Origin of the sequence: Candidatus Phytoplasma oryzae (genome assembly GCF_003263355.1) — a bacterium.
GTDB lineage: Bacteria > Bacillota_I > Bacilli_A > Acholeplasmatales > Acholeplasmataceae > Phytoplasma > Phytoplasma oryzae_B.
In genome coordinates, this window is the sequence record NZ_JHUK01000008.1 from 1 (window position 1) to 12,998 (window position 12,998).

The window sequence follows — 12,998 nt, forward strand, 5'->3', positions numbered from 1 at the left end:
CATAATTCTATCTCGATTCAAGTCCCGTCCGGACCGCCATTTAATTTATTATTGATTTTTTTTGTTATTTAAGGCTCTGTAGCTCAGTAGGTAGAGCAGTGGGGGCGTTAGTAAGAGCATAAATGTAAGAGATTTTTTTAGGTATCTCCCTCTCCATGATAATGAGAGGATTCAACGGACTTACCTGATTTTGAAGAACAATAATCCGAAAGGATAAAAGGGAAAAAAGCATGTCCGTAAAGAAACTAAAAGATCAAAATCGTGAATGATTTAAATATCATTGTCTTAATTAGCAGTTTCAAGAAAAAGATAAAATAAGGTTGAATCATTTATTTAATGTGATCAAGAGCAAAGAATAGTGGCAAATTCTACGGCATTAGGGAAGGTTGAACGATAAAATACCAAATACCTAATAAAGAAATGGTATGCAGGAAAAAAGTCACTGTACTGTAATACATTATCAACAGAAATAAAATTCTGTCATAATTTCTTCACTAAGATAATATAAATAAATTTTTGATTTATAAAAAAAATAATTTATAATATTATTCTATTATTAGTCTCCAACCGATATTTATTATTTCCTATCATTTATAGCTACCTAAGAAGACCTAAAATCCATGATTAAACAATAAAGTTACCAGTTTAATCTATACTATAATAGTTAAATAGGATCATGGTTGCAGAGCCGACATAGTAGTCGTAAGAGTCATGTCTTACCAGGGAAAATGGGAAAGCCATTTACAAGGCGAAGGAAGGCAGAGAGATCCATAAGATATATTTATATCATTAATAAACTATGAAATCTTAAAGTTTATAGATGGCCAGTATAAATTAAATATTTATTATTACATAATTGAAAATATTTAGTTTTATTAAGAAAGAAAATAATTTTGTGTGTATCTAAACTTTTAAAAAAAGGTAATTTTTAAAAGTTGAACTTGGAAAGCCGGATGCGTGGAGACATGCCTGTCCGGTTTGGGTGGGGGCTCACTAAAACCTTATTAGTAAATATAAAGGCGTAGTGTTTCTATCCACATCCTGAAGAGCCACGTTGCGGCAGTTCGATTCTGCCCGGAGCCACCATTATTTTAATGAATTGATTTTTTATAAAAAATATTTTTTATTTTTTAAAATTTAAAAAATAAAATAAATATGTTTTGTTAGAAAGAGAAAAATGATAAAAAAAAATAATTTTTTTTATAAAAAAGCTATTATTTTTTTTTCTTTTTGTTTATTATTAATAAATTATTATTTATTTAATTTTTTATATATTTACGGTATGAATGAGGAAAGAAACGATAATATTAATCGAGAATTACTTCCTCTTGTAAACAAAAAAAATAATAAACCCATTACCTTAAATAAAATAAATAATAATAATTTAGTTCATGAATGTAAATATCAATTAAATAAACAAAAAAAATATGATTGTCTTTATTGGAAGCATGATTTAGGTTCTTTATTTTCTAAAAAAGTTAGATTATTTTATGGTATACCTGATGTAAAAAAAGTACCTTGTATGTCATTCCAAGAATGGTTAAATTTAAAACAATTTTTGTATGCTTTATTCAATTATCATATTCCAAAATTAGATTTTTTATTTAATTTGATTGATTTTTTTCATTTAAAAGAAGAATTTATAGATGAAAAATATGATAGAATAGCTTTAGATAGTATTCACTTTTGTCGTTTGCTAAAAAAAACACCTTCTTTAGGTTGTTTTTATTTTGAAGAAAAAGATTTAAATTTAATTGATTTTGTTAATATTTCTTTTTGTAATTGTAAAATATCTGGTTATTCAGTTTTAGAATTAATACAAGAAATTTTTAATTTAAATCGAGAAGAATTAGATAATTTTTTAAAACATTTATTTCAATATTTAAATTATTTAAACGAAGAATTTGATGATAATCATAAAAAAAATTCAGAAAAAGTTTTTATTTCTATAGATAAGTTTTTAGAAGAAATTACTAAAAATAATGATAATATTGATGATTTAGATAAAAGTTTACTTTTTCACTTAATAAAAAACTTAGTTCATCATTTTTTTTCAGAATCTTTTTTGATTAATTTTGATGTAGAACAAAATAATATTTATAAAAAACCATTAAAAGAATGTAAAATGAAATTACGATTTTCTCAAAAACATAAAACTGTTGGTTTTTTATTAGAAATTCAATATGATGAAGAACAAAAAATATATCTTTGTTTTTATGAAATTTTTAGGAATAAAATAAACAATATAGAAAAAATAAAACTTATTGAAAAAATTTTAATTTCTTATAAAGATAAAGAAAATTCTATTTTTTTAAATCATTTATTAATTAATTTTTCTAAATCTAAAAAATTTTTTAATAAAAAAGTTATTTTGTTTGGAGCTGATATTAAAGAAATAGTTTAAATTATTTTTTATTAATTTCAATAAAATAAACAATTTTTTTATTTTTTCAGGTACAAAATAATTATTATTTATTTATTTTTTAAAACTTCAGGTTTGGGATAAATAGAGATTTTTCATCAAGATTAATTTATTATTTATATTAACGTATAAATATTTGATATAAATAATATTTAAAACTTTATTAAAAATATTAACTAAAAAATAAAATTACTTTTAATTAACTATTTATGTTGATTGAAAGTAATTTTATTTAATATTAATGAAATATTGATGTTTAAATCAATATTATTAAAAAATTATTATAAACTCATTATTAAAATATTTAAATAAAATTTTTGATATGTTAATAATTTTTTAATATGATTTAACGAATTTTATTTAAATATTTAATAACAAAAATTATATTAAAATAATTTAGTTTAAATATGATTGGAAAAGAAAATGGAAATTTTAAAAAAAATTGATTCAAGCAGAATTAGTGAAAAAAAATTTATTGTTTTTATTGAAATTTCAAAAGGAAGTTCCAATAAATATGAATTAGATAAAGAAACAGGTTTGTTAATTTTAGACAGATTTTTATCTACTTCTTTTGTTTATCCCGCTAATTATGGATTTATTCCTTTAACTTATTGTGACGATAATGATCCTTTAGATGTTTTTGTATTATCTAAAAAAATTTTAGATCCGATGATTTTAGTAGAATGTAGAGCTATTGGTGTTATTAAAATGGTTGATAATAATGAATCAGATGAAAAAATTATTGCTGTACCGACTCAAGATTTATTTATGAAATCTTATAAAAATATTGAAGATATTCCTTCTTCTTTTTTGTTAGAACTTGAACATTTTTTATTACATTATAAGGATTTAGAAAAAAAAAGAGTTTTTATTAATAAAATAGAAGATAAGGAACAAGCTTTATTAACAATAAGAAAATCTTTGTTTAATTATAAAAAAATGAAATTTTAATAATTATTTTTTTTATTAAGAATATTTTAAAAGTATTTTTTTAAATAGATTTTATTTTAAATTAATATAATTAATTAATTTAGTTATTTAGGATTTGAAAATAATGATAAAAACAATTATTACAAACAAAAAAATTTTTTATAATTATTTCTTAGAAAAAAAATATGTAGCAGGTATTAAATTATTAGGTCATGAAGTTAAATCAATTCGTTTAGGAAAAGTTACTTTAGATAATGCTTATATTAAAATAAAAAATAATGAAATTTTTATTTTAAATATGTTAGTTTCTAAATATAATTTAAATAATTTTTTTTATGATTATGATGAAAAAAGACCTAAAAAACTTTTATTAAAAAAAAAAGAAATTTTAAAAATTAATAGTCAAATGAAAATTAAGGGTTTTGTTGTTGTACCGACTAAAATTTTTATATATAAAAATTTATTAAAGTTAGAAATTTTTTTAGCCAAAGGTAAAAAAAGATTTGACAAAAAAAAAGTCCTCAAAGAAAAGGAGATAGAACTCAAAATTAAAAAAATGATAAAAAAAGATACTTATTATTGAATAAAAAAATACTTATAAAAATTTTTATAAGTATTTTCTAACAGTAGGTATGAAATCATTAATAAATATAAACCATTTATGTAATATAGATGATTTAATTTTGTCTATAAAATTATTATTCTCACTTTTTTCATTTACAGAATCTGATGGTGATAATATGTTTAATTGTTGAAATACTCCTGAAATATTTTCTTTCGGTTCTTTTTCTTCTGCAATTTTATATAAAGATGCTCCTAAAAAAGCTCCTAAAAACATGTAAAAAAGAATACTTATTATTTTTAAAAAAAACATTTTATTTAAAAATTTTCCTTTTCTAATTATAAATATAAGTTACTTATAAATTATTTTCCTTCATTATTATTTTAACATAGTTTATATTTATTAAACAAATAAATTATATTAAAATAATTTTTTTAATTATTATATGAAAATTAGCGAAATAAAATATATAATTATAATATAGTAGAGGAGATGAAATTTAAAAATATTTTTAATTATGTTAAATTCAATTTTAATTTTATTAAAAAGAAAATGGAAAATTTATACATTAGTTTTAGTATTATTTTCTATTTTACTTTTTATTTATTTATATTTTTTTAAGAATCAAAAAAATGATAATTTATTAGTTGATAATGTTTCATTATCTTTGCAAGATACACAAAAAAAAATGAATAAAGTTCATTTGCATTATTCATTGAATGAACAAAATAATTTGTTAATAGTAGATTTTTTTTATGATGAAGAATTAAAAAATATTAATTTTTTAAAAAAACAAGTATTTGATATTTCCAGTCAGAAAGTAATAAAGCAATATTTTCAAAATGGTTTAATACAAGTTTTTGATATTTCAACAGGTAACATTAATCAACAACAATTACCTAATGGCAGAATTCATTTAATTTATTATAATGGTAAGTTTGTAAGATTATACGATATTCAAGAGAAAAAATTCATTTCAAAAAGAGACTTAAAATTACAAAATGTTAATGAAGAAATAAAAAAATATATAAAAAAGTATGAAAAAAATCATTCTATTATTAAAGAACATTATGAAGAAATTTTAACAGTTTTAAACCAATTAAAACAAAATCCAACATTATCTATTCAAATTATTAATGAATTTAATAAAGAAAAAATAGAAAATATAGAACTTAATGATAATTTAATAAAACATTCAACAGAATTTAAAACACAAAAAGATGAAATGTCATCAGTATCATCAAAATTAAAAAATGAAGAATTTGATATGATCAGATATAATGATGATTTTTCTAGTGACATAGAATATACTGAAAACAAAATTGAAGAAATTAATGAAAAAACAGATAATTTACAAAATAATGATAATAATTTATCAGAACAAATTGAAGAAATTAATGAAAAAACAGATAATTTACAAAATAATGATAATAATTTACCAGAACAGTCTGAAAAAAGTTCTATTTTAAATGATTATGCTGATTATAGCAAAAGCGATCATATAGAATTTAGTGATAATATTGAAGAATTTCCATCTGATATTGATGCTAATTCTAGAAAATTAAGTGTTTTTAAACGAAATAGATTTAAAAGATTAAAATTAAGAGGTCGCGTAGGTCTATTATTTTCAATTTTATCTAATTTTTTTTAATATTTTATTTAGTTTAAATATTTTTTAGAATTTTTTAAATAATTTTAAAAAATTTTTATTTATTTTTAATAGTTAAAAATAGTTAAAATTACGTAAATATTTATGTAATTTTAAATTATTTTTTTTATTTTGTGGCAAAAGAGAAAAAATATGCATTGTATAAATAAAAAATGTTAAATTTAAATAAATACCGTCTTCAAAAATTAATTTTAGGTTCTTTTTTAATTTCTCTTGCTATTGTTTTATCTCAAATCAACAGATTTTTTCCTATAATTTTTAATAAATCTCCTTACACAGAAAATAGCTTTTTTTGTTATTGGTATTTTCCTTTTTTGATAATTGGTTTTTTATTTAATTTGCGTTATAACCTATTTTTTTTATTCATTTATTCTTTTTTAGATTTTTTTATTTTTTCCGGAGAAAAAAATTTTATAAAAATATATTTTTTAAGTAGTAATAATACTTATTTATCTACATTAAATCAAAAAAAACAAATTTTTATTTTTTTAAATGTTTTTTTTTGGGGAACTTTGATTCCGGTTTTATCTTATTCTTTTACTTATTTTTTTTTATTTTATCAAAAAATAAATTTTACAAAATTTTTTTTATTTTCTTTTATGATAATTATGATACAAAGTTTTTCGCGTTTTTTATGTGGTTTTTTTTGTTATTGGGGTCCTAATACTAAATATTTTTTTTTAATTTATAATAATATTATTTCTTTAAATAAAACAAATAATTCACTTTTATTTTATTATTTTTTAATGTTTTTTTGGAATTTTATTCCTGTTTTAACTTCTAATTTAATTCTTTTAATTTTATTTTTTATTTTTAGATCTTTTATATTAAAAAATGATTTTTTAATCAAGTTTAAATGATAAAAATTATTAAAAATAAAATTAAAAAAAATATTAATAATTGTTAATATTTATCAATTATTAATATTAAAGTAAAAAGATATAAAATAAAATATTTTGAAAAAATACAAATGTTAAATTTATTATATTTTATTATAATATTGACAGTTATTATTTTTTATTTTATAATTGAACTGTAAGAATTAGATGTTTATTATATTATTTTTATTAGAAAGTAGGTTTTTATAAAGAAAATGTCAGTTAAAATTCGTTTGCAACGTTTTGGTGCTCATAAAAAACCTTTTTATCGTATAGTAGCTATAGAATCTTGTAAAAAAAGAGATGGAAAATTTTTAGATATTATCGGCACTTATTCACCATTTAAAAAATTAATTAACATATATTCTGACAAATTGAGCAAAAGATTATCAATGGGTGCTCAGTTATCGCCGACAGTTAAAAATTTATTAAAAAAAAATCAGAAAAAATCAGGAAAAGAAAAAGTTTAATTATTTTTGAATTATATGAATTTTTTATATAGAATATATCAAAATATTTTTTTATTATTTTAATTTATGATATTCGATATTATTACTATTTTTCCTAATTTTTTTGATTTTTTTTTGCATAATTCTATTATTAAAAGAGCTTATTTAGAAAAAAAAATTATAGTTAATTTGTTCGATTTAAGAAAATATAGTCATAAAAAAAATAATCAGATAGATGATTCTCCTTATGGAGGCGGAGCAGGCATGTTATTAGCTTTTCCACCTTTTTATGATTGTCTTTCTAATATAAAAAGAACTTCTAAGAGTAGAATTATTTTATTATCTCCACAAGGAAATGTTTTAAAACAAGAAAAAATTATTGATTATGCAGAAAATTTTACGCAATTAATTATTTTATGCGGGAATTATGAAGGCGTTGATGCTCGCATTTTAAAGTTTATTGATGAAGAAGTTTCTATAGGTGATTATATTTTAACAGGCGGAGAAATTTCAGCTATGGTTTTTATCGATTCTATAACTAGAATTTTACCAGGAGTAATCAAAAAAGATTCTTATTTATATGATTCTTTTCAAAATGGTTTATTAAAATATCCACAATATACTAGACCACAAAACTATAAAGGAGAAAAAGTACCTTCTATTCTTTTGTCTGGGAATCATCAAAAAATAAATGAATGGCGTCAAAAAGAAAGTTTAAAAATTACTTTTTTAAAAAGACCTGATTTGTTTAAAAAAAAAAAAATAAATATTAAAATGAAAAAAATGTTAGCTGATACAATGATACAAGAGAAAGAAAAAAAGGAAATAATAATTAAAAATGAAGACTAATTTAAAAGGACAAGCATTAATTAATGATGTTAATGAAAAAAAATTAAAAAAAAATCCCGATTTTAAAGCAGGAGATACTGTTAGAGTTTTTATTAATTTTGAAGAAAATAATAAAAAAAAAATACAAATTTTTGAAGGTTTAGTTATTAGAAGAAAAGGAAGTAATATTTCTGAAACTTTTACAGTGAGAAAAGTTTATTCTGGTATCGGTGTAGAACGTATTTTTCCTTTACATTCTCCTTTATGTGAAAAAATAGAAGTGATTAAACGTGGCGTAGTACGTCGTGCTAAACTATATTATGTTAGAAATTTATCTGCTAAATCTACTAAGATTAAAGAAAAAAAATAATTTCCAAAATAAAATATTTTTTTAGCAATATTTTTTGGAAGAAAAAAAGGAGAATTATTATTTGTTATCGTTATTTCAAGAATTAAAATGGCGTAATTTGATAAAAAATTGTAGCGATGAAGAAAATTTAGAAAAAGTTTTGAATAATGAAAAAATAAATTTTTATTGTGGTTTTGATCCTACAGCAAATTCATTAACTTTAGGACATTTAGTTCAAATTAATACTATTTTATTATTTTCTAAAAATGGTCATTTTCCTTTTATTTTAATAGGTAGTGGTACGGGTTTGATAGGTGATCCTAAAGAAACAAAAGAACGAATGTTAATATCTGAAGAAAAAATTTTTAAAAACAGTAGTAGTATTAAAAAACAATTTCAAAAAATATTTTTTGATCAAAAAATAAAGTTTTTAGATAATTATGATTGGATATCTAAAATAAATTTTATTAATTTTTTTAGATTTTACGGAAAATTATTTAATGTTAATTATATGATTTCTAAAGATATTGTAGCGCAAAGATTAAAAAAAGGTATTTCATATACTGAATTTTCATATATGATTTTACAATCTTTAGATTTTTATCAATTATATCAAAATTTTAATATTCGATTACAATTTGGTGGTTCTGATCAATGGGGTAATATAACTAGCGGTTTAGAATTAATTCGTAAGATAAATTTCAAAAAAAGATATCAAAAACCTTTTGGTTTTAGTATTCCTCTTTTATTAGATGAAAAAGGAATTAAATTTGGTAAAAGTGAAAAAAATACTTTATGGTTAAATAAGGATTTAACTAATTCTTATAAAATTTATCAGTATTTATTAAATATAAATGATGATAATGTAATTAATTATTTAAAAAAGCTTACTTTATTAGTTTATGAAAAAATTGTTTTTTTAGAGAAAGAAACTAAAATCAATCCTAAAAAAAGATTAGCACAAAAAAAATTAGCGAAATTAGTTGTTTCGTTTTTATACGGAGAAAATGAATTTAAAAAATGTTTTAAAATAAATCAGATTTTATTTTATCAAAATATCAAAAGTTTAAGTTTAGAAAATTTTATGTTTTTATCGCAAAATTTAGATTGTATTAAAGTTAATAAAAAAAGTATTTTATTAGTAGATGCCCTTGTTCAAACTAAATTAGCAGAATCTAAAAATGAAGCTAGAAGATTTATTATTGCTAATTCCATTAAAGTTTTAGATAATTATATTAATGAAGCTAATTTTTATTTAGATTTAGAAAAAGCTTTTTATAACAAATATTTTTTGTTAATTAAAAAGAATAAGTTCCATGCTTTAGTTATTTTTGAGTAATTATTTTATTTAAAAAATCTTAAGAATGAAAAAATTTTTTTATGAAAATTAATGAATTATATCGTGATGTTATTATACAAAATTATAACAAACCTTTTAATAAAGGTTTATTATTTAAAAAAAAACCAAAAGGTTATAATGATTTTATAATTTCTTATTCTAAAAATATTTTTTGTAACGAATTTATTAAAATTCAAATATTTTTTGAAATAGATAAAATTTTAGATATTAGATACGAAACAGAAGGATGTATTATTTTAGTTTCTTCTTCTTCTTTAATGTCTTTTTTTTTAAAAAAAACACATTTAAAATTAAGTTTAGAAAAAATTAATAATTTTTTACAAATGATTCAAAAAAAAAAATTTGATTCTACATTAATTAATAAAGAATTATATGCTTTTCAAAATATTTCTTCTTTTCCAAGTAAAATAAACTGTGTGAGTATGCCTTGGTTATTATCTTTGAAGATTATTAATAAATATATAAAAAACAAAATATAAATATTTTTTTTCTTAAATAAATTTTAAAAAAAAAAAAAAATGATAGAATATTGTTATATTATTTTTAATGTTTAAAATATTGTTTATTAAAACAAAGGTATTGTTATGAAATTAATTAGGAAAAAAAGTTTTTGGATAAAAATTTCTGTTTTGTTATTGGTAATAGCTTTGGCTATATTTCTTTATGTTTTTTTAAGAAACAGATCGAAAGAAGAATTAACTAAAACACAATTTAAAGATACATTAATGGTGGGAACTACAACAGAAATTAAAAATGGTTTTGGTATTTTTGGAGCAGGAGAAAATACAACTAATCATGCTCAAGTTAGGAATTTAATACATGAATATCTTATAAGACCTGTAGAAATTAAATTAAAAGGAAAATATCATACTGATTATAAACCGGTATTAATAACTAAAATACCTGAATTGAAGGATATGATAAAAAAAGGCCCTTTTAAGGATTATTTTGAGTTTGATTTAAAACAAGGTATTAAGTTTCATAATGGAGATGAATTAACAAATGATGATGTGGTAGCTACTTTAGAGATGAATTCTAATTATAAAGGCGAACATTCTCAATTCATAGAAAAATTCCAAAAGTCTTCAGATCCGAATCAAAAATATAAATTTTATATTAAATTTAAAAATAGCGAAGATTTATTAAATTCGCATCATTTAAGTAAAATACCGATTATAAATAGAAAGATTAAAGAGCAAAAAGCTGATTTGGTTAGAAGTATTGGTTTAGGTCCTTTTAAATTAACTAAAATAGATCCGAATACAAAAGCTGTTGAACTGGATATTTTTGAAGAATATTATCAAAATCAAAAAAGAAATAATAATATTAAAAAAATTATTATTCGTTTAATTCCTTCTTTACAAACGCTTTATATGAATTTAGAAAATGGAAAATTAGACTTAATTTTAGAGAATGTAGAGCAAGTTTATTTAGAAAAAATAAAACAAAATGATAAATTAAAATTACTGGAATATGATAATTTAAATTTAACTTATATTTTATTAAATAGTGATAGTTTGAGTATTGAAAATAGAAAAAGTATTGTTTCCAAGCTTACTCCTCAATTAAAAGAACAAATATTATTAGATTTAGGGGAGGATTTATCTCATTATCAAGTAGTTAACAGTTTTTCTGATAATCGTTTAAAAGGAGCTCTTTCGGAACAAGAATTTAATGATATAATAAAAAATGAAAATCAAATTGTATCTAACAAACCTAATAAAAAAATTAGAGCATTATTTACTAATTTAGAAGAAACTAAAAACCGTTTTATGAATAAATTTATAGAATATTTAGAAAATGATGGATTTAAAGTAGAAAAATTACAGTTTGAAAAAAACGAAGTTATTGGAAAAGCTAAAGCAGGAGAGTTTGATATATTTTGTTTAACTGAATATTTAGAAAATACTTTTACTCATTATTTATTAAATATTTACTTTGGTAGGATTAATAAATCACAAAATACAAACGTTGTACAACAAGATACTTTTGAAAATACAGAAGCTTATTGTAATTTATCTTTTTTAGATGATCCTGAAATATATAACAGAATTGATCGATTAAAAACAGAAAAATTTAATAAACCAGAATACGAAAAAGTAATAAAAGAAATACATAGCTTATTAATTAAGCAATATGTAGCTATTCCTTTATTTCAAGTCAACAAGATTAGGAATGTTACCAGATCTAATATTGAAGATTTGGATATTGATATTTTTGGAGAAATTGATTGGCTAAAGATCAAGAAAAAATAAATAAAAAGTATTTTATTTATTTTTTAATTTTTTTTAATATTAAAAAGTATTTGAAAATTTAAAAAATAGAGATTGAGAATTTTTATGTCAAATTTATTATTATTTCGTTTAAAAAAAATATTTATGATTTTTTTAAATTTTACTTTAAATTTGATTTTATTTTTATTTTTTTTGTATGTTTTATTAATTTTGATTATTCCTCGAGAAAATATTCTAAATTTTTTTTATTTTCAAAATTTTCAAGTTGCTAGTAATAGTATGTATCCGCAAATTAAAGTAGGCGATCAAGTTTTAGTGAAAAAGATATCTAAGGAAAATTGTCACAAATTAAGACCATCTACTCAATTAGAAACAAAAGATGGTGATATTGTTATTTTTAAAGTTGATCCACAAAAATTTCCTCAGTTTAAAGATAAGTTGATTATACATAGGGTAGTAGCTAATAATATTGATCAAGAATATATTACAACTAAAGGGGATAATAATGAAAAAGTTAATTATTTTGAACAAAAAATTCCTTATGAAAATGTTTTAGCTATAAAAGTTTTTCAAATAGATTATAAATATGTTTTTTGGTTCAAAATTTTAGTTTTTATATTAATTAACGTTTATGCTATGCTTTATTTAGTTAACAAAATTTTTAATAAAAATTTTAATAAAAAAAAGAATTTATAAATTAAAGAGTAGGAGTTTTTTATTAATGTGGAAAGAATTTTTTGATAAAGAAAAACAGAAAATATATTTTCAGGAAATTTTTTCTTTTTTAAAAAAAGAATTTAAAAAAGGAAAAATAATTTTTCCTTCTTTTAGTAATATATTCCAAGCTTTTAAATTAACAAGTTTTAATCATACTAAAGTTGTTATTTTAGGGCAGGATCCTTATCCAGGTGTAAATCAAGCACATGGTTTATCTTTTAGTACGTTACATCATTGTACACCTTCTAGTTTAAAAAATAGGGCGAAAAAGAGGCTTAAATATCGAGTAATCTAACCAATTACACACGTTGTGATAATACGTGACAATAGTTAATCGGTTATTTCTACGAAAGAAGAAATAATTAAAGCAGATTATCAAAGTGAAAGACAGACTAAGTAGTTTAGTTAAAGAGCTTTTGCAAATTGAAGATGATAAATGGATAACCTCTGTAACGAGGCTAAGGGAAAAAAAGGAGTTAGCAAAAACTAACAGTTAACTACATTTACTGTTATTCTAGGGCTTTTATAAATTTGATATTTTTATTTATAACATTATCACATTAGCATTAACCTAGAATCTACCAAAAGAAATGGTATCTA

General features: G+C 19.9%; 14 protein-coding genes. 13 read left to right on the forward strand and 1 reads right to left on the reverse strand.

The annotated features are described in order from the left end of the window. Positions 1-1,177: 1,177 nt before the first annotated feature. The 3 genes from DH96_RS02055 to smpB all read left to right on the forward strand — a co-directional run bounded on the left by DH96_RS02055 (position 1,178) and on the right by smpB (position 3,935). Positions 1,178-2,404 (forward strand): hypothetical protein, encoded by a 1,227-nt coding sequence (locus tag DH96_RS02055; protein ID WP_066540598.1) that lies wholly within the window; start codon positions 1,178-1,180, stop codon positions 2,402-2,404. A 441-nt stretch (positions 2,405-2,845) separates the two neighbouring features. After that, the gene (locus DH96_RS02060) at positions 2,846-3,373 is read left to right on the forward strand and encodes an inorganic diphosphatase (RefSeq protein WP_066540596.1); all 528 of its coding nucleotides are present in this window, start codon (positions 2,846-2,848) and stop codon (positions 3,371-3,373) included. A 103-nt stretch (positions 3,374-3,476) separates the two neighbouring features. Beyond that, positions 3,477-3,935: an SsrA-binding protein SmpB gene (gene smpB, locus DH96_RS02065; protein WP_066540593.1), complete on the forward strand. Its 459-nt coding sequence runs from the start codon at positions 3,477-3,479 to the stop codon at positions 3,933-3,935. A gap of 24 nt (positions 3,936-3,959) precedes the next feature. Here the strand turns inward: smpB and DH96_RS02070 are convergent, their stop codons facing one another. Next, the gene (locus DH96_RS02070) at positions 3,960-4,226 is read right to left on the reverse strand and encodes a hypothetical protein (RefSeq protein ID WP_066540592.1); all 267 of its coding nucleotides are present in this window, start codon (positions 4,224-4,226) and stop codon (positions 3,960-3,962) included. 205 nt (positions 4,227-4,431) lie between these two features. On the opposite strand from DH96_RS02070, the gene DH96_RS02075 reads away from it, so the two are divergent. The 10 genes from DH96_RS02075 to DH96_RS02120 all read left to right on the forward strand — a co-directional run bounded on the left by DH96_RS02075 (position 4,432) and on the right by DH96_RS02120 (position 12,693). Continuing rightward, positions 4,432-5,565: a hypothetical protein gene (locus DH96_RS02075; protein ID WP_066540590.1), complete on the forward strand. Its 1,134-nt coding sequence runs from the start codon at positions 4,432-4,434 to the stop codon at positions 5,563-5,565. Positions 5,566-5,735: 170 nt separating this feature from the next. Beyond that, the gene (locus tag DH96_RS02080) at positions 5,736-6,443 is read left to right on the forward strand and encodes a hypothetical protein (protein ID WP_066540588.1); all 708 of its coding nucleotides are present in this window, start codon (positions 5,736-5,738) and stop codon (positions 6,441-6,443) included. Positions 6,444-6,676: 233 nt separating this feature from the next. Then, positions 6,677-6,931, forward strand: a complete 255-nt coding sequence (gene rpsP / locus DH96_RS02085) for a 30S ribosomal protein S16 (protein ID WP_066540585.1) — start codon at positions 6,677-6,679, stop codon at positions 6,929-6,931. A gap of 66 nt (positions 6,932-6,997) precedes the next feature. Then, on the forward strand, positions 6,998-7,759 hold the full coding sequence (trmD, locus tag DH96_RS02090) for a tRNA (guanosine(37)-N1)-methyltransferase TrmD (protein ID WP_066540582.1): 762 nt from the start codon (positions 6,998-7,000) through the stop codon (positions 7,757-7,759). Next, the gene (rplS, locus tag DH96_RS02095; RefSeq protein ID WP_066540579.1) at positions 7,749-8,108 is read left to right on the forward strand and encodes a 50S ribosomal protein L19; all 360 of its coding nucleotides are present in this window, start codon (positions 7,749-7,751) and stop codon (positions 8,106-8,108) included. The genes trmD and rplS overlap by 11 nt, the downstream gene beginning before the upstream one ends. A gap of 61 nt (positions 8,109-8,169) precedes the next feature. Beyond that, the gene (gene tyrS / locus DH96_RS02100) at positions 8,170-9,426 is read left to right on the forward strand and encodes a tyrosine--tRNA ligase (RefSeq protein ID WP_066540574.1); all 1,257 of its coding nucleotides are present in this window, start codon (positions 8,170-8,172) and stop codon (positions 9,424-9,426) included. A gap of 41 nt (positions 9,427-9,467) precedes the next feature. Next, positions 9,468-9,926, forward strand: a complete 459-nt coding sequence (locus tag DH96_RS02105) for an iron-sulfur cluster assembly scaffold protein (protein WP_066540572.1) — start codon at positions 9,468-9,470, stop codon at positions 9,924-9,926. A gap of 105 nt (positions 9,927-10,031) precedes the next feature. Continuing rightward, complete coding sequence (locus tag DH96_RS02110) at positions 10,032-11,702, forward strand: ABC transporter substrate-binding protein (RefSeq protein WP_066540569.1); 1,671 nt, start codon at positions 10,032-10,034, stop codon at positions 11,700-11,702. An 84-nt stretch (positions 11,703-11,786) separates the two neighbouring features. After that, entirely contained in the window at positions 11,787-12,377 is a 591-nt protein-coding gene (locus DH96_RS02115; RefSeq protein WP_066540565.1) for a S26 family signal peptidase, read from the forward strand. Positions 12,378-12,402: 25 nt separating this feature from the next. Beyond that, the gene (locus DH96_RS02120; RefSeq protein WP_066540563.1) at positions 12,403-12,693 is read left to right on the forward strand and encodes a uracil-DNA glycosylase family protein; all 291 of its coding nucleotides are present in this window, start codon (positions 12,403-12,405) and stop codon (positions 12,691-12,693) included. Positions 12,694-12,998 lie beyond the last annotated feature (305 nt).